We start from the raw sequence: 22,488 nt of genomic DNA, 5'->3' as shown, positions 1-22,488 counted from the left end.
TGCACAGCCCGCGACGCGCTGTAAGGGATTTGGCAACACACGATACGGTGGTGCTTCTGGCATATGCCACAGTCTTCACGGGCGGGTCACGCCGGTCGATCGGTGTATGTCGTCAGGTGGTCAAGTCGTAGGCGGCGTACGTGATCTGACGGTACGTCCGGGCGACGATCAGGGGGCCAGCCCTGTGTTCGACGGCAGCGTGTTCGGATTCTCTCGCGTGCGCCGTGGAGACTTCGGACGGGTTCGCTCGAATGAGAGGCGAAATACCCCTTCTGGTCGTGACGCAGGTCACGTCGGAAATTCCGGCTCCGGTGTAATGCGAGCGGGGTCTGGGAGGTCCTTAAAGACGTGTCGGCCATTCCTGGCCGGCCGCGGCACCGACCACGGGGGAGACAGTTATGGACATCACCTTGGAGCAGCCAGCCCGTGCGCGTCTGATCACCGCCGATGAGCAGGAACTGCCCGCGTCCGCCACGCTCCGCTACAGCTCGGCGGATCCGCTGGCCGTGCACATCGACTTCCCGGCCGAGGTCTCCCTGGACGGGGAGTGCGTCACCTGGACCTTCGCCCGCTCGCTGCTGGCGGAGGGGCTGCGCGGCCCGGCCGGGGACGGGGACGTGCACATCTGGCCGTGCGGCGGGGCCCGTACGGTGCTGGAGTTCCACTCGCCGTACGGGCTCGCCCTGTTGCGGTTCGACAGCTCCGCCCTGCGCCGCTTCCTGATGCGCAGCCATGCCGTCGTCGCGGTCGGCCGGGAGGATGTCGGCTCGGCCGTCGACGAGGGGCTGAGCGCGCTCTTCGGAAGCGTCTGACGGGCTCGGCTCAGTACCGCAGGATGCCCGCGATACCGGTCGCGTCGCCCAGCGTGCCGTCCGGGACGAAGCGGACGTCGGCGCCGGTCTCCAAGCACTGCTCGACGATCTCGTCCACGATGTCCTCGCGGGCGTCGAGATCACCGCTCATCGCCGGGACCAGATGGTCGCCGGCGTTGTCGCGGACGGTCGCGCGGTAGTTCTCCTCGACTGCCAGCAGCCGCACCCGGCCATCGCGGGCGTTCTGCCAGACCTCGTCGAGACCGGCCGCGTACGACCGACGGCCCCGGGCCGTCTCCAGCTCCCGGGCCACGGTGTCGGCGGTCTTGCGCCCGTCGGCCGCGACCATGGGCCGGACCGCCTGCCACACCGCCTCCGGACTGGCGTCCGACAGGCCGCCATGGCGGACGTGGACGGCGTCGTTGGTGACGCTGCCGACCTCGTCGAGGAGGGACAGTGCCGCCGTCTCACCGGTGACGTACAGCGGGCGCGGATTCTCGCGCAGCAGTTTGCCGATCGCGGTGTCGGCCTCCCGCAGGAAGTGCCGGGTGGCCTCGTCGCGGAAAGTGCTCGGCCGGTCGCCGATCCGCTCCTGGTGCTCGGCGTCGAAGTTGTCCAGGGTCCGGGTGAGCGGGAAGCCGCCGGCCTGCTCCTCGGTGACCCGGTCGCCGCCGCCGTTCCACAGCGTGACGCGGTCGGCGGAGACGGAGAGCACCCAGAACGGACGCTCGGCGGCCTGCGCCGAGACCAGGTTGCGGGTGAGGAAGGTGTCCGAGAGGACCACGCGTTCGGGCACCGTGCGGGCCAGGGACCACACCTGGTGCTCACCCGGCGCGGCGAAGATCACCAGGCCGTCCTCGGCGTGCGCCAGGTCCACCTCGGTGAGCGCTTCCTCCAGATGCCGGACGACATCGATCCGGCGCTCCCGGCTGACCGCGGGATCCGCCTCCAGTTGCTTCTTGGCGTCGGCCACGACATTGCGCAGCCGGACCGGGTCCTGGGAGTTCTCGGGCTCCCTGCGGTGCGTCGGGGTCAGGACGGACACCGCGGGATACGGGCGCGGGCGGCGCAGCTCGGCGAGCGTGGCGGGACTCAGTGCATGCTCCATGACAGCACGATAGGACTGTTTCGCCGATCGGGCATCGGGGGCGAATCGGACGGGCATTGAGGACATTCCGCTGATAATCTTGCTCGGGTTGCCGGATGGCGTCTCCGCGTCGCCGACCTGCGGCGGCGCCTGACCCGCCAAGGACGTCCATGGCCGAGGCCGAGGCCGCGATCCGGTGTCTTCTCCCTGCCTCGCCGGGAACCTGATGGTGGCCGGGGTGGCGACTACTGCACGACCTGCCCGATCGTCCGGCGCCCGGTCGACTTCTGACGGACGGACGGACGGACGGACGAACGGTCGGCTCAGGCCGCCTGCTGGACCGCGATGCTGCCCTGGGCCACCGCGCACAGGGTCGCGTCGCCGTCGCCGGTGACGGTGGTGAGGTCGCAGCGGACGACGACCCGGGTGCGGCCCGCCCGGACGACCTGAGCATGTGCCCGCAGGACGTCGCCCTTGGCCGGGCGCAGATAGTCGATGGTGAACCCGGCCGTGATCAGGTGGGCGCCGGCCACGGTGCCCGCGGCGAAGGTCAGCGCGTTGTCCGCCGCGTAGCCGAGGACACCGCCGTGCACGGTGCCGTGCTGCTGGAGCAGCTCCTCGCGGATGTCCAGTTCGAGGACGGCCTCGCCGTCGCCGAAGGCGGTCAGCCGGGTGCCGAGCAGCGCGCTGAAGGGCTGCGCCGCCAGAACCCGCCGGGCCTGGTCCAGATCCGGGGTCTTGTTCACGTCCAACCTCACTTCACTAGTGAACTGAGAGTGGCGCGAGCCTGCCGCCTCTGTCAAGATCGGCCCATGCCCGAGCCCGATCAACGCCTGTACTTCCTGTTGCAGCGGGCGGCGCACCAATTGCGCACCGCCGCCGACCGGCGCTGTGTGGCGGCGGCCGGGATCACCACCGTCCAGCTCGGCGCGCTGTTCGCCGTCGAGGACCGGCCGGGCGTCACCCAGCAGCAGCTCGCCCGCACCCTCGGCCTGCGCGAGTCGGCCGTCACCGGCCTGGTGACCCGGCTGACCACGGCAGGGCTCCTCGCCAAGGGTGCGCACCCGAGCGAACACCGGGCCGTGGTCCTGGAGTTGACCGACGCCGGAGCCACCGCCCTGGACGCGGCCCGCCCCGAGATCGACCGCTTCAACACCGAGCTGCGCGAGCTGCTCGGTGACGACGGATTCAGCCGGACGGCCGCCGCCCTGCACCGGATCGTGCACGGCGAGGAGTGACGTCGGCGGCGCTCATGCCTCGATGGAACCCGAGACGCGCAGCGCACCGCCGGTGTCCAGGCCGAGGCGGGCGGCCAGGGCGAGGGCGTCGTCGAGGGTGACGTCCTCGCCGGCCAGGCGGGCGGCCACCAGGGCGGGAGGCGCTCCGGCCTTGTCCAGGAGGACCGTCCACTGGTCCGCGGTGAGGGCGAGGTAGCGCAGGCCCGACAGCTCGGCGAGGACGGCCACGTCCGCTCTCCCGGCCCCGGAGAGGTCGAGGCCGTGCAGATGGGGCACCGTGCGCAGGGGCGCGAGGTCGACCGGGGCGGTGGTGGTGAGGCCGAGCGAGGCCAGGTGGGCGTGGCCGGTGAGCGGGCTCAGGTCGCCGCCGTCGAGGCTGACCCGCAAGGACTCGACGGGCAGCTCCCGCACCGGCGTGAGGTCGGCGGTGGTGGCGCGGTTGAGGTGCAGTTTGCGCAGGCGCGGAGCGGCCGTGAGCGGGGCCAGGTCGACCTGTCCGGTGACGTTGTTGACATGCAGGGCCTGGAGGGTCGGCGGGACCTCCTCGGGCACATCGCCGCCGATGATCTCCTGGGTCTCGGAGTCGGCGCCGGGCTCCTCCAGATACAGATGCTCGCCGTGCACCGAGTACGCGCCCTGCTCCAGCAGTTCCAGACAGCGGCCGAGCAGTGAGGTGACCGAGTCGGTGACGTGGACGGGACCCTCGTCGTAGTCCCGGCCGGTCCGGATGACCTGGCCGGGGCGGCCGTCGTGGGCCGGAGCCACGTCGACGGCCAGGAAGTTGCCGTCCTCGCCGCTGCCGAACCGCAGCCACCCGGGGTGGCCGCCGCAGCGCCGCACGGTGTCGGCCGGCACGGTGTCGAGGACGACCGCTGCCCACTCCAGGTCCCAGCCGTACCAGGGCCGTTGGTCCGCGCCCCACTCCAGGTGCTCACTCGCCATGCTCGCCACCGACAGCCAGGCGTTGCCCGGGAAGAGGTAGTGGTCGCGGTCTCCGTCCGCGAGCAGATAGAGCGCGCGCAGATCGGCGGGGATGCGCCGGCCGAGCTTCTGTTCGGCCGCCTGGATCGCGGCCTCGGTGGCGGGCGGGGGCAGTTGCTCGGGTCGTCCCAGGATCTCGGCGCGCCGCTCCAGGTATGCGTGAAAGCGGGCCACGGCCAACTCCGGGTCTCCTGCCGGGGCGGCGGTGCCGGGCTCCTGGCGCAGTCCGGGCTGCGGAAGTTCGTATCCGGGATCGAGGACCACTTGGAAGCCGCCGTCCCCGGTCACCTGGGTGACGGCGTCGTGGAAGGCGACGAGCCGGTACTCGCCGGTGGGCCGGCACCGGATCTCCAGGGAGGCGGGCTCCCAGCCGTGCTGCTCGCGCAGGAGCTTCCCGAGCGCCATGAGCTCCGCGTGCGGGCTCGGCAGGCCCACGTGCCAGCCGCTCCGGCGCGGGCTGTAGCCACCGGTGATCGAACTGCCGTGGTGCCCGGCCCGGGCGTACATCACCGCCTCGGTCCAGCCGCTCGGGATGTGCGACAACATCGCCTCGACGATCGGCCGTACCGCCTGCTCCACCATGACCCGCTCCCCGCTCTCGACGTTCGCGGGAATCATGGCAGCGACCACTGACAACGCGGCGGCGGCCCTGCACGAGCGGCTCGCCCGGGTCGTGACGGTTCAACGGCCCGCCGCCCGCGCGGAGATGCCTCAGCCGTTCTCGTCCGGGCCGCATGAACTGCCGTTCGCGGGCAGTGAGCCGTAGAGCAGGAACGCGTCCACCTTGCCCTGCACACAGCGCGAGGAGGCGTATCCGGTGTGGCCGCTGTCGCGGTTGTCGAGGACCACCGCGGAGGAGCCGAGCCGGTTCGCCGTCTGCACGGTCCAGCGGTACGGCGTCGCCGGGTCGCCGCGGGTGCCGACCAGGAGCATCTTCGGCGTGTCCACGTCCTTGACCTGCTCGCGGATGAAGTCGGTGCCCTTGGGGCGGCCGTAGCACATCAGGACCTCGGTGAGCCGGTAGCGGCCGAAGACCGGGGAGGCGCGCTCGTACTCGGCGCGCAGCCGGCCGAGGTCGCGGGTGATGCGCTCGGCGGTGGGCCGGTCCGGGTCGTCCGCGCAGTTGATCGCCATCAGCGCGGCGGGAAGGTTGTCCAGCGGGACGTCCTCAGGATCGGCGAGGCCGCCGTCCCCGTCGCCGTTGCGCGCGGGCACGGAGAGGCCGCCGTAGGCGAGGCTCATCACGCCCCGGGTGTCGCCGTCCTCGATCAGCGAGGTCAGGGCGCGCTGCAGCGACGGCCACATGTCCTCGCTGTACAGCGCCTGTCCGATGGCGCCCACCAGGTCCTGCCCGGTGAACACGTCCCCGAAGTCCGTCGGCACGGGATCCTCGTCCAGCGACTCCACCAGCCGTACGACCTCCTCCCGCGCGGTGCGTGAATCCTGGCCGAACGGACAGGCGATGTCCTCGGTGCAGAAGTCGATGAAGTCGTCCAGCGCCGCCTGCTGGCCCTCGGCGCCCGCCACGCCCTGCTCGGTCAGCGGCTCGGTGAGGGTGTCGACGCCGTCCAGGACCATGCGGCCCACCTTGTCCGGGAACTGCTTCGCGTACACCGCGCCGAGCCGGGTGCCGTAGGAGAAGCCGAGGTAGTTGAGCTTCTTGTCGCCGAGGGCCTGACGCATCACGTCCATGTCGCGCGAGGCGTTCACCGTGCCGATGTACGGCAGCACGGGGCCGGAGTGCTTCGTGCAGGCCGCGGCGGTGCGGCGGATCTCCTCCAGCACCGCCTGTGGATCGGAGCCGAGTTCGGTGCTGTCGTCCGTGGAGTCGGCGATCTCCTCGGTGCCGTCGCCGCAGCTGACCGGCGAGGAGCGGCCGACCCCGCGCGGGTCGAAGGTCACCACGTCGTAGCCGTCGGTCAGGCTCATGAAGTCCTTGCCGCCGTAGGCCAGTTGGTCCACCCCCGCGCCGCCGGGGCCGCCGAAGTTGAGCAGTACCGAACCCCGGGAGTCGCCGGTGGCCCGGTAGCGGGCCAGCGCCAGGTCGAGCGTCCCGGCCGCGGGGTCGGTGTAGTCGAGCGGGACCGTGACCTTGCCGCACTGGAAGTCCTTGGGCGCGTCGACGCCCTCGCACTTCCCCCACGACACCTTCTGCCGGTAGAACCGCGTCAGATCGGGCTCGTCGTCCGCCGTGGGCAGTCCCGGTCCCAGCAGCGGCAGCGCCATCGCCGCGACGATCGCGCAGCGCCGCAGGGCGGGCCGCTTCGACTGCTTGACCGGCATGCAGGCCTCCAAGGCGCCCGTCGGCGGACCGGGATCCGGCGCCCTCGATCACGATATGCGGCCCCCGGAACGTCCGCCTCCGGGCGAGCGGGGCGGGCTGGCCGGGGTTACGATCCGCAGCCGCCCGCTGCATGTGCATACCGGCGTCTGCATCCGCATACGGGGCACTTTGCCGCCAGTTCGATAACAGTGCCGCTCGATGGGGTGAAAGGCCGATTAGCCATAACTCTGATGGTTCGCCCGCGTTCTATCCGGTGCGGGCGAGTGCCCGCGTCCATGTCTGGAAGGCAGGGAACCTATGCGAAGGGTTACCCGAAACGGTGTGATCGCCGTCGCCGCCGCATCCGGCGCGATGGCCGTGACGATGCCCGCGCACGCCGACTCCGGGGCGGACGGCGCCGCGGCCGGCTCGCCCGGGGTGATCTCCGGCAACACCGTCCAGCTCCCGGTGCATGTACCGGTGAACGTGTGCGGGAACACCGTGAACGTGGTGGGGCTGCTCAACCCGGCCGCGGGCAACACCTGCGCCAATGAGAGCGCGGGCGAGGAGCGGGGCGCACCGGCCGGGGCGTCCGCCGAGGGCGGCGGAAAGGATTCGCCCGGTGTGCTCTCCGGTAACGGCGTGCAGTTGCCGGTCGATGTCCCGGTGAACGTCAGCGGGAACAGCGTGAACGTGGTCGGCATCGGCAACCCGGCCGTCGGCAACGAGTCGGTGAATGCCCCGGAGGAGCGTCCGGTCCGACCCGGGCGTCCCGGGAAGCCGGCACCCCGGCCGCCCCGCGCCGAGCCCGACCCGAAGCCCACGGCGCCCGTCCCGCACACCCCCGGGCCCTCGCTCGCCCACACCGGAGCGGACCACACCCTGCCCGCCGTCGCGGGCGGCGCGGCCCTCATCGTCGGCGGCGCCGCCCTCTACCGGCGCTTCCGCCCCCGCGCCACCCGCTGACCCCAGGACAGAAGGCCCCACCGGACGCACCACCGGTGGGGCCTTCGCCGTGCCCGGGGTTCACCGGGCCACGCCCGTCAGCAGCACCATCCCCGAGTCGCCGTAGTCGGGGAGCGTCGGGTCGGAGTCGATATGGGTCACCGACAGCTTCTGGGTCAGCGGCGTGAACACTTCGGTGACCCGGTCCGGGTCGATCGGGCAGCCCGGCCAGCGCGAGGCCGGTCCGATCCGGTAGGTCGGCATGTTCTCCATGAAGGCCGCCACCAGGTGGCCGCCCGGCTCGACACAGCGCACGAAGGCCCGGCAGAACGCGGCGAACTCCGCGAAGTCCTCGGTGGCGCCCTCCGCGACGAAGTGCATCGACGCCAGTCCGTAGGAGTCGGGCAGCAGCTCCCGGACGTCCGCGTGCACCACGTACACCTGCGCCAGCGCCTGCGCGGGCGTGGCCGGGACCTCGGGATTGAGCTGTCGGCACAGTTCGTGGAACGGCAGCCAGCTCGCCTCGGGGCCGCACAGGATCTGCCGCTCCAGGTAGGCGACGTTCCCGGCGCCCGCCTCCACGGCCTCGATACGGCGGCTCACCGCGGCGGCGAGCATCAGCGGATACAGGTTCGGGCCCGCCCCGAACTCCACCGAACGGGCCACCGAATGAGGAGCCAGCCGCCGGTAGAACGCCGCGTGGTGCGCGATGACCGCGGCGTCCGAGGGATGCACGTCCCGGTAGTTCTCGGCGAGGTAGTCCGCGACCGGCCAGCGGTCCCAGTCCACGTCGTCGTTGTGCGTCGTCATGAGCGTCCCGCCCCTCCCGCTCCGGCCCCGGACACGGCGTGCCGCGTTCCCCGGCGGCGCAGTGGGTAACGCGCGGCGACCCGGGTCAGTGTGTCGTTCAGCCGCTCGATGTCCTCGTCGGAGTTGAGCGCCGTGATCTGGACCCGGAACCCCACCCGGTCGCGCGGTACCAGCGGATACGCGGCGAGCGTCACATAGATGCCGTCGTCCCACAGCAGCTGCGCGACCCCGTTCAGGTCGTCCGCGTCGGCCAGCGGGACCTCCAGGATCGGCAGCCCGTCCCGGTTCAGGGTGTACACGTCCAGCTCGGCCAGGTGGTCGAGCACCCGGGCCGTCTTGCGGTGCAGATCTGCGCGTACGGCGTCGCCGCGCCGTTCGTTGACATCCAGTCCGGCCAGCGCGGTGGCCAGCGACGCCGTCGGTGACGGCCCGGAGTACAGATAGGGCGCCGCGGCCGTCTTGAGCCGGTTCTTCAGCCCGGTCGGCAGCGCGAGGAAGGCCAGCAGCGACGAGTACGCCTTGGAGAACCCGGCGACCAGCACGATCCCGTCGTAGGACTCACCGGTGTGCCGCACCACGCTGTTGCCGCGCGAACCGTACGGGCACGGCTCGCCCGGACCGCGCTCCCCGATCACGCCGAAGCCGTGCGCGTCGTCGACATAGAGCAGGGCGCCCCGCTCGCGGCACACGGCGGCCAGCGCCGGCAGGTCGCAGATGTTGCCGCTCATGCTGTTGACGCCGTCCAGGCACACCAGCCGGGGCGCGCCCGTCGGCGCGGCGGCCAGCAGCGCGTCCAGCTCCTCGGGCCGTTCGGCGTGGAAGCGGCGCAGCGTGGCGCCCTGGCCGCGGGCCACCAGACAGCCGTCGTAGACCGTGCGGTGGGCGGTGGCCTCGATGAAGACATGGCCCTGCTCGGCGAGGACGGGGATGACCGAGGCGTGGATGAGGGTGAGCGTCGGCAGCAGCAGGGTGTCCGGCGCGCCGAGCAGGCCCGCGAGCCGCTCCTCGATCTCGGGGTACAGCCGTGGACTGCCCAGCAGCCGGGACCAGCTCGGATGCGTGCCCCAGCGCCGTACGGCGGGCTCGACCCGCGCGAGGATCTCCGGGTCCCAGTCGAAGCCGAGGTAGTTGCAGGAGGCGTAGTCGATCAGCCAGTGGTCCCGGCAGCGGATGTGCCGGCCGCGCACCTCGTCCAGGACCGCGTCGCTCATCGGGCTGGTGCGCCGCAGCCGGTCCAGGTCGCGCGAGCGGTCGCGCCGGGCGGGCGGAGTGCCGGGTGTGGCCAGCCGAGGGGCGGCCTGCGGCGGTGGCGTCCTCCGGCCGTTGCCGCGCCGCCGCAGCACCCGCTCCGTCTGGTCGACCGTCATCGGCCGGGCGAACAGGTACCCCTGCCCGAGCCGGCAGCCCATGCCCGCCAGCAGGTCCCGCTGCGCCGGGTCCTCGATTCCCTCCGCGATCACCTGGAGTCCCAGGGTGTCGGCGAGCCGCACGATGCCCTCGACCAGGGCCACCTGCTGGGTGTCCCGGGCGATGTCCTCGATGAACGACTTGTCGATCTTCAGCACGTCGATGGGGAAGTCCCGCAGATACCGCAGCGAGGAGAACCCGGTGCCGAAGTCGTCGACCGCGATCCGCACCCCCAGCTCCTTGAGCGCGTGCAGCACCGTCTGGATCTGGGTGTCCCGGCGCAGCAGCACCGTCTCGGTCAGCTCCAGCTGGAGCGAGCCGGGCGCGAGCCCGGGGGTGGCCAGGGCCCGGCCGACGTGGTCCAGGAAGGTGCTCTCCCGGAACTGCCGGGCGGAGACGTTGACGCTGATGAACGACGGCCCGTCACGCGTCGGTGCGAGCGGCTGGAGTCCCGTGAAGTCCCGCACGGCGTTCTCCAGCACCCACGCGCCGAGCGCGGCGATGTGCCCGGTCTCCTCGGCCAGGCCGATGAACTGCTCCGGCAGCACGGGCGGGCGCGGGGCGCCGGGCCAGCGCACCAGTGCCTCGAAGCCGACGACCTGCCCTGCGGTGATGTCCACCACCGGCTGGTAGCGCAGGGCGAACTCCTTGTCGGCCACGGCCTGCGCGAGCCGGCTCTGGAGGTCGTGCCGTTCGACCATCCGTGTGTGCAGCAACTGCTGGAAGCGCCGCCACTGCCGCTTCCCGGCCGCCTTCGCCGCGTAGAGCGCGAGGTCGGCGTGGCGCAGCAGTTCCTCCGCGTCCGTGCTGTCCCGGGCGGTGGCCACCCCGACGCTGGCGGAGACCGTCACCGTCTCCTCGGGCAGCATGAACGGCCGCGACAGCGCCTGGATGACCTGCGCCGCGAGCAGTTCCGCGTCCAGCGGCTCCCGGGCGTCCTCCATCAGGACGGCGAACTCGTCGCCGCCGAGCCGGGCCGCGGTGTCGCTGCGGCGCAGGGTGCGGGAGAGCCGGGTGCCGACGGCGCCCAGCAGCTGGTCGCCGGTGGAGTGTCCGAGGGTGTCGTTGACCTGCTTGAAGTCGTCCAGGTCGATGAAGAGCAGACAGGTCAGCGCGGACTCCCGGCGGCCCCGGAGCAGGGCCCGTTCGATCCGCTCCAGCAGCAGTGTCCGGTTCGGCAGTCCGGTCAGCGGGTCGTGGAAGGCCCGCTGGGTGAGCTCCTGCTGGAGCCGCCGCTGCTCGGTGACGTCCCGCAGGGTGACGACCAGGCCGCCGACGGTCGGTTCGGCGCGGAAGTTGGTGCAGCGCACCTCGACCTCGACATGGCCGTCGCGGCGGCGCACCCACCAGTGGTCGTGCCCGGCACGGGACTCCTCGTCCCGCACGGACGCCAGCGCCCGGGCCGCCCGGGAGCGGTCCCGAGGGTCCACCAGCTCGGGCAGGGCGCTGCCCGCCAGGTCCGCGGTGCCGAACACGGCGGAGGCGGACGGGCTGGCGTACCGGACGGTGTCGTCGTCCTCCACGATCAGGATGACGTCGGAGGTGTTGCGCACCAGAGTGCGGAAGTACGCCTCGCTCTCCCGGCGGATCACCTCCTGGCGCAGCATCACCCGTTCCACGGCGAGCCCCGCGTGCGAGGCGAGGATCTCCAGGGAGCCGCGGGTCTCGGCGAGCGGCCGGGCGGGCCCGGCGACCAGCAGCGCACCGGCGACTCCGCCGGGCGGACGGTCGGGCGGCGTCATGGGGCACACCAGCACCGACGGCAGTGAGCCGAACTCGGCGGCCAGGGCGGGCCCGAGCGAGGCGGGCTCGGTCAGATGGGCCTTGCGCAGGGCCGGATCGGTGGCCTCCTCGGCGGAGAGCACCAGGGTCCGATGGCGTACGGCGGGCCCCAGCAGGGTGTCCGCGGCGTCCGCGCAGGAGCGGGCCACGTCGGTCAGCCGGAACGCCGAGACCAGCGAGGCCGCCGCGCCGCGCAGCGCCAGTTCCCGGGAGACCGCCTGGCGGTGGGCCACCACCATGACCGCCAGGCGCAGGATGACCAGCAGGAACAGCGCGGCCGAGAAGGTGGCGATGGCGGCGGCGTCATGGGTGGTGCCGCGCGCCGCCGCGTGCAGCAGGACCGCGGGTGCGATCAGCGTCGCCAGGGCCAGCAGGAAGATCCGTCGGGCCGGCGGGAGCAGGGACTCCCGGGTGGGCACGGACGCGGTGAGCTCGACCATGGACGGGTGCAGCGCGGCGAGCCCCCAGGCCGTGTAGAAGACGATCCAGCCGGCGTCGAGCAGGGTGCCGGTCTCCCAGGTCGCGTTGAGCTGGAGGATGCCGTAGGCGATATCGAAGCAGAGCAGTGTCAGGGTGCCGACGACCAGCAGCTGGACCGACCGGTTGGGCCCCTTCAGGGGGTTCGGGGCCAGCAGCCGGACCAGTAGGGCCAGGACGAGGACGTCGCCCAGCGGATAGGCGATGCTGACCGCGCGCTGCTGCCAGGTCAGCCCCTCCACCTCGGTGAGCGGCTCCACCAGGTAGATCCACACGGGCAGGGCCAGGCCGGCGGTGAAGATCAGCGCGTCGAGCAGGCTTGGCAGGTCACGGCCCGCCCAGCGGTAGTGGATCAGACCGGACAGGCCGATCGCGAAGAGTACGTAGTTCGCCAGGTAGAAGGCGTCCGCGGGGGAGGGGAACGGATTGGAGGCGTTGAAGTACTCCTCCATCACGTTGTAGTACGTGTCCCCGGTGATGAAGGTGAGCAGTCCGGCCGCGAGCACCCACCACGGCCAGCGATGGGCCGGACGGTGCAGTTCGGTGCCGGTCAGGACGGCGGCGACTCCCAGCAGACCGATCACCGCCCACACCGGAGCGAGCGCCGGTGGGACCGCCAGATATACGGCGGTGGCGATCGCGACCAGTGTCACCAGTGCGATCGTCAGCCGCTGTGCCGGTTGCAAGGGCATCGCCTCCCCCCGAGGGAGAGGCCCGGCCGTCTGCCTGGCCGGGGCCTTTTCCGATCCTAGGCAGCGCGGACCGGCCGCTGCATCTCGGCGGGAGGGCGGCTCCGGTCAGCCGCGCTGCCGGTGAAAGCGGACGTGCAGCGCGTGCACCTCGTCCGCCAGTTCGGCCACCGGGCCCTCCACCAGCACGCCCGGGGCGACGTCGTGGACCGGCAGCGCCCGCACCGGCGCGGCGGGCACGCCCAGGTCGGTCAGCCAGGCGGCGAGCTGCGCGGAGGAGGCCACGTACACGATGCGGCCGAGGCCCACCCAGGCGTGGGCGGCCGCGCACATCGGGCAGTGCTCGCCGGAGGTGTAGACGGTGGCGGCGGCCCGCTGCTCGGGCGTGAGATGCGCCGCCGACCAGCGGGCCAGCTCGAACTCGGGGTGGCGGGTGCGGTCGCCGGAGGCCACCCGGTTGTGGTCCTCGGCGAGTACGGCGCCCTCCGCGCCCACCAGCACCGAGCCGAACGGCTCGTCCCCGGCTTCCAGCGCCTCGGCCGCCAGCTCCACGCAGCGGCGCAGGTAGGGCAGTTCGGAGTCCTTCACGGCCATGGCGTACGACCCTTCTCGCTCGGACGATCTTCCCTCGCACCCTACGCTCGCGCCCATTGCCAGACCTGTTCGTGAGAGTTATAGTCTCTAACAGAAACGACAGCACATAACTTTTCTTGGAAGGGGTCAGCCATGACCGCTACCGCACGCTCCCTGCACGTCGTCCTCGGTTCCGGTCCGGCCGGGACCGCGCTCGCCCGCGAACTGGTGCGCCGGGGCCACCCGGTGCGGCTCGTCGACCGCAAGGGCGAGGGGCCGGCGCCGGAGGGCGTCGAGCGGTTCGCCGCCGATGTCGCCACCGCCGAGGGCGCGCGGGCCGCCGTGGACTCGGCCACCGTCGTCTATCACTGCGTCAACGTCGGCTATCACCTCCAGGTCGAGGTGATGCCCCGGATCCAGGAGGCGGTCCTGGCCGCCGTCGAGTCCGTCGGCGCCCGCCTGGTGGTGCTGGACACGCTCTACCCGTACGGCGAGACCGGCGGAGCGGTGATGACCGAGGACTCCCCGTGGCAGGCGACCACCCGAAAGGGCCGGATGCGGGCCGAGCTGGACGGGAAGTACCTCGCCGCCCACCGCGAGGGGCGCGCCCGGGTCGTCCTCGGCCGCTCCGCCGACTTCGTCGGTCCCGGAGTCGTCAACTCCACTCTGGGCGGCGCGGTGTTCCCGGCCGCGCTGACCGGCGGGGAGGTGCCGGGGCTCGGTGACATCGACCTGCCGCACAGCTACACCAACATCGAGGACGTCGCCGCGGGCCTCGCGACTCTGGGTGAGCGCCCGGAGGGTGACGGCCGGGTCTGGCACCTGCCGACGGCGCCCGCCGTCAGCACCCGAGAGATCCTCGCCATGATCGAGAAGCGGGCCGGTCGGCCGCTGACCGTGGTGCCCGTGCCCGAGGCCCGCCCCTTCGGCCCGTTCGACGAGCAGTTCATGGCCGAGTACGCCGAGATGTTCTACCAGCACACCGAGCCCCAGATCATGGACTCGTCGGCCTTCGAACGCGCCTTCGCCGCGGCGCCGGTCCCGCTCGCCGAGACGATCGACGCCACGGTGGCCTGGTATGCGGAGTGGCTCGGCGGTCAGTGACTCCGGGGTGACTCCGGCGGCGCCTTGACATGCAAGAAATTGCCTGCATAACGTTGAGTGTGCGATCAGAGAGTGACTCCGGGATGGACCAGGTCTTCAGGGCCCTGGCCGACGACACGCGCAGGCGGCTGTTGGACCGGCTGCACGAGGAGAACGGCCAGACGCTCGGTGAGCTGTGCGCGCGCATCGCGATGACGCGGCAGGCGGTGACCCAGCATCTCGCCGTGCTGGAGGCGGCCCGGCTGATCAGCACTGTGCGGCGGGGGAGGGAAAAGCTGCACTACCTCAACCCGGTCCCGCTCCACGAGATCCAGGAGCGGTGGATCGACAAGTTCGAGCGCCCGCGCCTGCGGGTGCTCGGCGCCGTGAAGCGACAAGCCGAGGAAGCCATGACCGACAAGCCCACCTACGTCTACGTCACCTACATCGAGAGCACCCCCGAGAAGGTCTGGGACGCGCTCACCGACGCCGACCTCACCGCCGCCTACTGGGGTCACAGCAACGTCTCCGACTGGGAGCGGGGCTCCCGTTGGGAGCATGTCCGCACCGACGGCTCCGGCATCGCCGATGTCGTCGGCACCGTGGTGGTGAGCGAGCGCCCGACCCGGCTCGTCACCACCTGGGCCGAGCCCGGCCAGGAGGACCGGACCGACACGCACTCCCGGGTCACCTTCGACATCCAGCCGCACGGCGGCATCGTGCGACTGACCGTCACCCATGAGGACCTGCCGAGCGAGCGCGACCTCGCCGATGTCTCGCAGGGCTGGCCGGCCGTGATGTCCAACCTCAAGTCCCTGCTGGAGACCGGCCGTACGCTCTCGCAGGAGCCGTGGCTGGTGCCGGGGGCCTGACCGGGGACATGTGGCGTCGGCCGGCCCACGGGTGCCCGGACCGGCCGACGCGTCCTCCTTCTGTCTCTAGTTACCGATCACTTCGTCGCTCTCATGCCTTCGGGGCGCTCTTCGCCGCCGTACCGGCGCACATCAGGCCGAGCAGCACGGCGAGGGCGCCGATGATGACGTTGTTCCACACGACGCCCGCGTCCGGGCTGTCGCCGACGATCCACGGCGAGACGATCATCCACGCACCCAGCGCGCACATGGCCCAGCTCAGGCCGTACATGCGCTCGGGAGCCCGGGTGAACCCCAGGGCGAGCAGGGCGATCGCGATCCCGATGACCAGGTTGTGCGGTACGAGGTCCGGCTGGCTGGTCGTGTAGTGGACGATCCACGGGGACACGGCGCAGTACAGACCGAGCAGGAACACCGGTCCGTCCACGAGCGCCACATCACGACCGCCGAGCATGCGGGCGTACCGTTCCCGCATTTCCATGGCATCCGGGTGGCTCGTTATGTCACCTCTGGTGGGCGAGACGTTGGCCATGACTCGTCTCCTTTGACTAGCAGGCCTGACCGCGTCTGGTGCGGTATGCGGATAAGCGCCGCTTCTCTACATTCTGCACTTATTCAGCCCTTATGTGTAGAGGTCAGAGGGGTGGGTGGCGGGCAGGGAATGGATCCCTCCGCCGGATGGTTGGCTTATACACCGAAACATCGAAACCGTACTCACCAGCGAGGCACCGTGAACCACTCCGCCGACACCGTGGCGCGACTGCGCGCCGCCTTCCGTTCCGGCCGCACCAAGCCCGTCGAGTGGCGCGTCGCGCAACTGCGCCGGCTGCGCGCGATGCTCACCGAGAACGCCCCCGAGCTGGCCGCCGCCCTCCACGCCGACCTGGGCAAGAGCGCCACGGAGGCCCAGCGCACCGAGATCGGGTTCACCGTCCGCGAGATCGACCACACCCTCGACCACCTCGACGACTGGCTGCGTCCCGAACCCGCCCCCGTCCCGGCCCACCTCGGCACCGACGCGCGCGCCTGGACGCAGTACGACCCGCTGGGCGTCGTCCTCGTCATCGCTCCCTGGAACTATCCCGCCCAGCTCCTGCTGACCCCGGTCGTCGGCGCCCTCGCCGCGGGCAACGCGGTCCTCGCCAAGCCCAGCGAACTGGCCCCGGCCACCTCGGCGGTGCTGGCCCGGCTGCTGCGGACGTATCTGGACCCGGAGGCGGTGGCGGTCGTCGAGGGCGGTGTCCCGGAGACCACCGCCCTGCTGGCCGAGCGGTTCGACCACATCTTCTACACCGGCAACGGCACGGTCGGCCGGATCGTGATGCGCGCCGCCGCCGAGCACCTGACCCCGGTCACCCTCGAACTCGGCGGCAAGTCACCGGCGTTCGTCGACCGCGACGCCGACCTCAAGGTGGTCGCCGACCGCCTGGCCGCGGGCAAGTTCCTCAACGCCGGACAGACCTGCGTGGCCCCCGACTACGTCCTGACCGACCCCGGCACCGCCGCTGCGCTGGAGACGGAGTTCGTCCGCGCGGTGGAGTCGCTGTACGGCACCGACCCAGCGGCCTCGCCCGAGTACGGCCGGATCGTCGACGAGCGCCACTTCGACCGGCTGACCGGGCTGCTCGACTCGGGGCGCGCGGTCGTTGGCGGCGAGAGCGACCGTGCGTCGAAGTACCTCGCGCCGACCGTGCTGGCCGATGTCGACCCGTCCTCGCCGGTCATGCGCGAGGAGATCTTCGGCCCGATCCTGCCGATCGTCACCGTCCCCGGCCTGGACGAGGCGATCGACTTCATCAACGACCGTGACAAGCCCCTCGCGCTGTACGTCTTCTCCGAGTCGGACGACACGAGGGCCCGCATCGCCGCCGAGACGTCCTCGGGCGGCCTGGGCTACGGGCTTCCGCTCGCCCATCTCACCGTCTCCGACCTGCCGTTCGGCGGAGTGGGGGAGAGCGGCATGGGCAACTACCACGGCCGCTATTCCATCGAGACGTTCAGTCACCGCAAGGCGCTGCTGGAGAAGCCGCTCGGCTGAGCCGGGCCGCGGCCTCGTACACCATCCGCGCGTGCATCTCGAACAGCGCGACCAGGTCCACGTCGTCGCCGGCGACCTCCCGCTGGACGAACAGTCCGTCGGCGCCGGCGACGGTGTACGTGGTGAGGGTGGCGAGATCCGGTGCGTCCAGGTCGGGGAAGAGGCCCTGGAGCAGTTCCGCGATCCGTCGGCGGGAGATGTCCCGGACCTGGAGGAAGACGGTTCTGCCGCGTGGTTCGGTGGGGCGTCGTTCGAGGGCGAGCATGAGGCCGAGGCGGAGGAAGTCGGGCGCGTCCACGAGGGACTTGGCGATGTTGGCGGCCATCGCGGTCATCCGCTCCAGCGGCGCCCCCGCGCCCTCGCCCGGCAGTTCCACCGCCGTCAGCCAGGTCTCGAAGCTGCGCTCGATGACCGCGGCGATGAGGTCGTCCTTGTCCTTGAAGTGCCAGTAGATCGAGCTGGCGGGCAGTCCGCACTTGGCGCTGACGGCCGCGATGGAGGTGCCGTCGTAGCCGCGTTCCCCGGCGATCTCCACGGTGGCGTCGAGGATCCGCTGCCGCGACTCCACCCCGTTCGCGCGCTTCCTGCGCGGGGCCTGCGTCATGGGTGTCTCCAGCTCGTACGGGCACTGAAGATCCCACTCTAATTGGAGCGCCCCCTACAGCAGTCGCTCCAGGCCTTCACGGCAGTCGCCCTAAGCCCTCTCGAAGGGCTCCGCGAGGTCCAGGTCCGGCAGCTCAAGCGAGCAGATCCGCTCGGCCTCCTCGGGCGGGATGCCGAACTGCCGCAGCAGACCCCGGGCGACCAGGTCTGCGGAGGTCGCCGCGTCCCGCTCGGGCTGTTCGTGCAGCAGCGCGCCCAGGGACAGCACGGCGCCCGCCGTCACCGCCAGCGCCAGATCCATGTCCTCCACCTCGAACCGGCCCGCGTCCACCGCGGCCCTGATGTCCTGCAGGGCGCGGGGCGCCAGACCGCGGTCGTAGCGGACGAGTTCGAGCCCCTGGCGCAGGAGGAGCCTGCTCAGCTCGGGGTGGCGGCGGTGCAGGCGGCCGGTCATCCGGAAGCTCTGGGCGTAGGCGACCGCGGGGTCCTCCAGGCCAGCGGTGAGCCGGTCCATGAGTGTGCCCCACCACTCCAGTGCCTCCTCCACGGCGACGCGGAACAGCTCGTCCTTGCTGTCGAAGTGGTTGTAGAACGAGCCGACGCCGATGTCTGCCAGCTCGGTGATCTCCTGGATGGGGACGTCGGTGCGGCCCTCGGCCAGCAGCCGCTGCGCCGCGTACACCAGCGCGCTGCGGGTCCGCGCCTTGCGCCGGTCCGTCCGCCGCGGCGCGGCCTTCTCAGCCGCCGTGCTCTCGGCCATCGCACTCTCCGTCCCACCCGTACCTGGTCATCCGCACTCTAGCCGCCTCTCCAGGTTTCCTGAAGATTTCTTCAGTTCTCTTGACTGAACTCATCTTCGAGACTGAATATTCCTTCAGGAGGTGATGGCCGTGTCCGGCACACACAACGACCTGCACTCCGAGCAGGGCGCCCGGCCCGGGGAGCATCCCGGCCGGGCCGCGAACCCGGTGATCAAGGTCCACGACATCGCGTGGCTGGAGTTCGTGAAGCCCGATCTGGACCGCGCCGAGTCCTTCGCGCGGGCCTTCGGCTTCGTGACGTCCCACCGGGACGCCCGGGAACTGCACCTGCGGGGAACCCTGGCGGGCACGCCCTGCGTGATCGTCCGCAAGGGGAGCGCCGCCCGCTTCCTCGGCCCGGCCTTCCGCGCCGCCGAGACCCGCGACCTGCTCCGGCTGGCCGACGCCACCGGCACTCGGGTGCGCGCACTGCCCCCGACCCTCGGCGGGTCCGTCGTGGACCTGCTCGACCCCGGCGGACTGCGGGTCCGGGTCGTCGCCGACGCCGACGACCTGCCCGCGCTGCCCGGACAGCGGCCGCTGCGCCTCAACCTCGGCGACGGCCTCGACCGCGCCAACGCCACCCAGCGACCGCCCCGGGAACCGGCCGGCGTACGGCGCCTCGGGCACGTGGTTCTCCAGTCCACCACCTACCGGCGCACCCTCGACTGGTACCTGGACCAACTCGGCCTGATCGTCAGCGACTTCCTCTATTACGAGGGCCAGCGCGAGCGGGGTCCCACCATGAGCTTCATCCGCTGCGACCGTGGCGGCACGCTCACCGACCACCACACCCTGGCGCTCACCCTGGGCCCCTCCAACCGGTATGTGCACTCGGCGTACGAGGTGACCGACCTCGACGCGCTCGCCGCGGGCGGGGAACACCTGCGCAGGGCGGGATACCGGCGCTCCTGGGGGATCGGCCGGCACATCCAGGGCAGCCAGATCTTCGACTACTGGCGTGACCCCGACGGCTTCCTGGTCGAGCACTTCACCGACGGCGACCGGTTCGACTGCACCCTGGAGCCCGGCTGGGCGCCCATGACCGCGACCGGTCTCGCACAGTGGGGCCCGCCGGCCACCAGGGACTTCCTGGGCATCGCCCCAGGCCGGGAGTCGCTGGCCGAGCTGCGCTCGATCCTCACCGCCCTCCGGGCACACGACAACGAGTTCGACCTCGCACGCCTGCGCGGCCTGCTGAAAGTGGCTTCCTCATGAGCATCTCCGTCCTCCGTACCTCCGACGCGTGGTGGGTCGCGCTCGACGCGCACCGCGCCGTGCCGGTCCAGACCTCGGCCACCACGACCGCCGAACTCCTCGACGACGTGGTCACCGTTCACATGGCGCTGGCCGAGGCCCGCTCCGCCAACTCGGCCGCCGCGTCCCGCGAGATCGCGGACCTCCCGCTGCTCTCCCCGGTCACCGCCCCGTGCCGGGTCGTCGCGCAGATGACCAACTACGTCTCCCATGTGCGAGATTCGGGCATGAACCCGCGGACGGTCCCGCTGACCTTCTTCCGCAAGACCTCGGGCTCCATCAGCGGCCCCTTCGACGAGATCGTGCGCCCTGGCCATGTCCGCTTCCTGGACTACGAGATCGAGCTCGGCCTGGTCGTCGGACGCCCCCTCGACGTCGGCGCGACCGTGACCGCCGCCAGCTGGAAGGACCACATCGCCGGTCTCGTCATCACCAACGACATCTCGGCGCGGGACGTCCAACTGCCCAAGACCCAGTTCTACGAGGCCAAGTCCTACCCCGGGTTCACTCCGGTCGGCCCCGCCCTGGTCCTGCTGGAAGCGGACGAACTCGACCGGCTCGCCGAACTGAGGCTCGTCCTCAAGGTCAACGGCGAGATCCGGCAGAGCAGCGACCTCACGGACATGATCTACAGCCCGCTCCAGGCACTCCAGGAACTCTCCCGCTTCCAGGCCCTGTCGAGCGGCGACCTCATCCTCACCGGCACACCCGGCGGCACCGCGCTCAAAGCCCCGCCCAAGCCGGTGGAGATCATCGGCGCCCTGCTGCCGCCCGCGATGAAGTGGAAGGCGTTCTTCAACTCCCAGGCCAGAAACGACAAGTACCTCCGCGACGGGGACGTCGTGGAGCTGACCATCCGCACCCCCGACGGGGCCATCGACCTGGGCAAGCAGCAGAACAAGGTGAGGTTCGCATGACCGACACCGACTGGCCGCGCTACGACCACCCCGACGACCTGCCCGTCATCGAGGCCACGCCGCTGTCCGCACGCGGACTGCCCGGCACCTCCTACGACCTGCTGCGCCGCGCGGCCGAGCAGTGGCCCGAGCGGACCGCGCTCACCGTCCTTCCGGACGCGCAGTCCTGGCGCTCACCGAGCACCCGGACGCACGCGGACCTCCTCGCAGATGTGCATCAGGTCGCCAACGCCCTGCACCGGCTCGGGGTCCGCCGGGGCGACAGCGTCGCACTGCTCTCCCCGAACTGCGACGAGCTCGTCACCGCGCTGCTGGGCGCACAGCTCGCCGGGATCGTCACCCCCATCAACCCGGCGCTCTCCCACGACCATGTCGCCGAACTCCTCCGCCGCTCCGGTGCCCGGATCCTGATCACCGCGTCGCCCGAACTGGACGGCGCGGCCTTCGAGGCCGGGGCCCGGCTGGTCCGCGACGGCCTGGTCGACCACGTCCTTGTCCTGCGCCCCCCGGGCGCCGAGTCGGACGCCGCCGAGCCCGTCGCCGATGTGACCTACCTCGCCGAGCTGGCCGCAGACTGCCCACGCGACCACTTCCTCGGCACGCCCCCCGCCGCCACCGACCTCGCCGCCTTCTTCCACACCGGCGGCACGACGGGCGCGCCCGGACTCGCCGCGCACACGCACGCCAACGAGATCAGCGACGCCTGGATGATCGCGGCCAACTCCGTGCTGGACGAACAGTCGGTCGTTTTCGCCGCACTGCCGCTGTTCCACGTCAACGCACTCGTGGTCACCCTCCTCGCGCCGCTGTTCCGGGGCCAGCAGGTGGTGTGGGCGGGCCCGTTGGGCTACCGCGACGTGGCGCTGTACGCGGAGTTCTGGCGCATCGTCGAGCACTACCGGATCGCCACCATGAGCGCCGTGCCGACCGTGTACTCCGTCCTGGCCGGCTGTCCGGTCGACGGCGCGGACATCGGGTCGATGCGCTGCGCGATGGTCGGCGCCTCCGCCCTGCCCGAGGGCGTGCGGACCTCCTTCGAGAAGGCGACGGGCATACCGCTGCTGGAGGGATACGGCCTCACCGAGGCGACCTGCGCCAGCGTCCGCGGCTTCCTGGACATCTCCCGCCCCGGCTCGGTCGGGCAGCGGCTGCCGTACCAGCGCATCCGGATCGGCGACGGGCTACCGCCCGGTGAGATCGGCGTCGTGCACATCAGCGGGCCCACCGTCTTCCCCGGCTATGTCGAGGGCCGGGACGGCGACGGGCACCGGATCAGCACCCAGGGCAAGGTGGTCGACGGCTGGCTGAACACCGGTGACCTGGGCTGCCTCGACGAGGACGGCTTCCTCCATCTCACCGGCCGGGCGAAGGACCTCATCATCCGGGGCGGCCACAACATCGATCCCCGGGTGATCGAGGACGCGCTGCTGTCGCATCCCGCGGTCACCGGCGCCCAGGCCGTCGGTCAGCCGGACCGGCGGGCGGGCGAGGTGCCGGTGGCGTACGTGACGCTGGCCGACGGCACGGTCGGGGAGGACGAGCTGCGCGAGTGGGCCGCCGCGCACATCGCGGAGCGCGCCGCCGCGCCCAAGGCCGTCCGCGTCCTCGACGCCCTGCCCGTCACCGCGGTCGGCAAGCCGTACAAGCTGCCCCTGCGTGCCGACGCCACGCGCAGGGTCCTCGCCGAGGCGCTGGCAGGACTCGCCGAGGTCGAGGTCGACCTGGAGACCGTGAGCGCCACGGTGACCTCGCACCCCGGCGCGGACCTCGCCGAAGTGGAGCGCAGAGTCGGCGAGTTCGCGGTGCGCTGCCGGGTCGTCGGCGGGCAGCCGGGGGACGGCTGAGCGGGTGCCG

General features: G+C 71.6%; 19 protein-coding genes. 9 read left to right on the top strand and 10 right to left on the bottom strand.

What is annotated here, in order from left to right; translation table 11 throughout:
• The first annotated feature begins 398 nt into the window (after positions 1–398).
• A complete protein-coding gene (locus tag STRCI_RS02375) occupies positions 399–812 on the top strand; it encodes an SsgA family sporulation/cell division regulator (protein ID WP_269657113.1) in 414 nt (137 codons plus the stop codon).
• Positions 813–822: 10 nt separating this feature from the next.
• Here STRCI_RS02375 and STRCI_RS02370 read toward each other — a convergent pair whose 3' ends face one another.
• Together STRCI_RS02370 and STRCI_RS02365 are read right to left on the bottom strand one after the other, a co-directional pair.
• Positions 823–1,920, bottom strand: coding sequence for a baeRF3 domain-containing protein (locus STRCI_RS02370; RefSeq protein ID WP_269657112.1), 1,098 nt, complete (start codon positions 1,918–1,920; stop codon positions 823–825).
• 302 nt (positions 1,921–2,222) lie between these two features.
• Positions 2,223–2,645: a PaaI family thioesterase gene (locus STRCI_RS02365; RefSeq protein ID WP_418953300.1), complete on the bottom strand. Its 423-nt coding sequence runs from the start codon at positions 2,643–2,645 to the stop codon at positions 2,223–2,225.
• Between the two features lie 66 nt (positions 2,646–2,711).
• Between STRCI_RS02365 and STRCI_RS02360 the strand changes: the two genes are divergently transcribed.
• Positions 2,712–3,137, top strand: a complete 426-nt coding sequence (locus STRCI_RS02360) for a MarR family winged helix-turn-helix transcriptional regulator (protein ID WP_269657111.1) — start codon at positions 2,712–2,714, stop codon at positions 3,135–3,137.
• A 12-nt stretch (positions 3,138–3,149) separates the two neighbouring features.
• On the opposite strand, the gene STRCI_RS02355 is transcribed toward STRCI_RS02360, so the two are convergent.
• Positions 3,150–4,736: an SMI1/KNR4 family protein gene (locus STRCI_RS02355; protein ID WP_269657110.1), complete on the bottom strand. Its 1,587-nt coding sequence runs from the start codon at positions 4,734–4,736 to the stop codon at positions 3,150–3,152.
• A 93-nt stretch (positions 4,737–4,829) separates the two neighbouring features.
• Complete coding sequence (locus STRCI_RS02350; protein ID WP_269657109.1) at positions 4,830–6,401, bottom strand: alpha/beta hydrolase; 1,572 nt, start codon at positions 6,399–6,401, stop codon at positions 4,830–4,832.
• A gap of 298 nt (positions 6,402–6,699) precedes the next feature.
• On the opposite strand from STRCI_RS02350, the gene STRCI_RS02345 reads away from it, so the two are divergent.
• A complete protein-coding gene (locus tag STRCI_RS02345; RefSeq protein ID WP_269657108.1) occupies positions 6,700–7,347 on the top strand; it encodes a chaplin in 648 nt (215 codons plus the stop codon).
• Between the two features lie 60 nt (positions 7,348–7,407).
• Here STRCI_RS02345 and STRCI_RS02340 read toward each other — a convergent pair whose 3' ends face one another.
• The 3 genes from STRCI_RS02340 to STRCI_RS02330 form a co-directional block, all read right to left on the bottom strand.
• Entirely contained in the window at positions 7,408–8,136 is a 729-nt protein-coding gene (locus STRCI_RS02340; RefSeq protein WP_269657107.1) for a class I SAM-dependent methyltransferase, read from the bottom strand.
• Entirely contained in the window at positions 8,133–12,494 is a 4,362-nt protein-coding gene (locus STRCI_RS02335) for an aminotransferase class I/II-fold pyridoxal phosphate-dependent enzyme (RefSeq protein ID WP_269657106.1), read from the bottom strand. Before STRCI_RS02335 ends, STRCI_RS02340 begins: the two co-directional genes overlap by 4 nt.
• Before the next feature lie 105 nt (positions 12,495–12,599).
• Positions 12,600–13,085 carry a nucleoside deaminase gene (locus STRCI_RS02330; RefSeq protein WP_269657105.1) on the bottom strand — a complete coding sequence of 162 codons (486 nt, stop codon included), beginning with the start codon at positions 13,083–13,085 and terminating at the stop codon, positions 12,600–12,602.
• 132 nt (positions 13,086–13,217) lie between these two features.
• Between STRCI_RS02330 and STRCI_RS02325 the strand changes: the two genes are divergently transcribed.
• Positions 13,218–14,168 carry an NAD-dependent epimerase/dehydratase family protein gene (locus STRCI_RS02325; protein WP_269657104.1) on the top strand — a complete coding sequence of 317 codons (951 nt, stop codon included), beginning with the start codon at positions 13,218–13,220 and terminating at the stop codon, positions 14,166–14,168.
• An 83-nt stretch (positions 14,169–14,251) separates the two neighbouring features.
• A complete protein-coding gene (locus STRCI_RS02320; RefSeq protein WP_269664472.1) occupies positions 14,252–15,019 on the top strand; it encodes an ArsR/SmtB family transcription factor in 768 nt (255 codons plus the stop codon).
• A 91-nt stretch (positions 15,020–15,110) separates the two neighbouring features.
• Here the strand turns inward: STRCI_RS02320 and STRCI_RS02315 are convergent, their stop codons facing one another.
• A complete protein-coding gene (locus STRCI_RS02315) occupies positions 15,111–15,551 on the bottom strand; it encodes an SPW repeat protein (RefSeq protein ID WP_269657103.1) in 441 nt (146 codons plus the stop codon).
• A 198-nt stretch (positions 15,552–15,749) separates the two neighbouring features.
• Between STRCI_RS02315 and STRCI_RS02310 the strand changes: the two genes are divergently transcribed.
• Positions 15,750–17,057, top strand: coding sequence for an aldehyde dehydrogenase family protein (locus STRCI_RS02310; protein WP_269657102.1), 1,308 nt, complete (start codon positions 15,750–15,752; stop codon positions 17,055–17,057).
• On the opposite strand, the gene STRCI_RS02305 is transcribed toward STRCI_RS02310, so the two are convergent.
• Positions 17,017–17,661 (bottom strand): TetR/AcrR family transcriptional regulator, encoded by a 645-nt coding sequence (locus tag STRCI_RS02305; protein ID WP_269657101.1) that lies wholly within the window; start codon positions 17,659–17,661, stop codon positions 17,017–17,019. The genes STRCI_RS02310 and STRCI_RS02305 overlap by 41 nt on opposite strands.
• 90 nt (positions 17,662–17,751) lie before the next feature.
• Positions 17,752–18,420 carry a TetR/AcrR family transcriptional regulator gene (locus STRCI_RS02300; RefSeq protein ID WP_269657100.1) on the bottom strand — a complete coding sequence of 223 codons (669 nt, stop codon included), beginning with the start codon at positions 18,418–18,420 and terminating at the stop codon, positions 17,752–17,754.
• Positions 18,421–18,544: 124 nt separating this feature from the next.
• Here STRCI_RS02300 and STRCI_RS02295 point away from each other — a divergent pair, with 124 nt between their 5' ends.
• The 3 genes from STRCI_RS02295 to STRCI_RS02285 are packed head-to-tail and all read left to right on the top strand — an operon-like array spanning position 18,545 to position 22,478.
• Positions 18,545–19,678 carry a VOC family protein gene (locus STRCI_RS02295; protein ID WP_269657099.1) on the top strand — a complete coding sequence of 378 codons (1,134 nt, stop codon included), beginning with the start codon at positions 18,545–18,547 and terminating at the stop codon, positions 19,676–19,678.
• The gene (locus STRCI_RS02290) at positions 19,675–20,634 is read left to right on the top strand and encodes a fumarylacetoacetate hydrolase family protein (RefSeq protein ID WP_269657098.1); all 960 of its coding nucleotides are present in this window, start codon (positions 19,675–19,677) and stop codon (positions 20,632–20,634) included. The genes STRCI_RS02295 and STRCI_RS02290 overlap by 4 nt, the downstream gene beginning before the upstream one ends.
• Positions 20,631–22,478 carry an acyl-CoA synthetase gene (locus tag STRCI_RS02285; protein ID WP_269657097.1) on the top strand — a complete coding sequence of 616 codons (1,848 nt, stop codon included), beginning with the start codon at positions 20,631–20,633 and terminating at the stop codon, positions 22,476–22,478. The genes STRCI_RS02290 and STRCI_RS02285 overlap by 4 nt, the downstream gene beginning before the upstream one ends.
• The last annotated feature ends 10 nt before the right edge of the window (positions 22,479–22,488 follow it).

Source organism: Streptomyces cinnabarinus (assembly GCF_027270315.1).
Lineage (GTDB): Bacteria > Actinomycetota > Actinomycetes > Streptomycetales > Streptomycetaceae > Streptomyces > Streptomyces cinnabarinus.
Note: the sequence above shows the minus strand (reverse complement) of the source record. Positions and strands in the feature narration are given on the sequence as shown.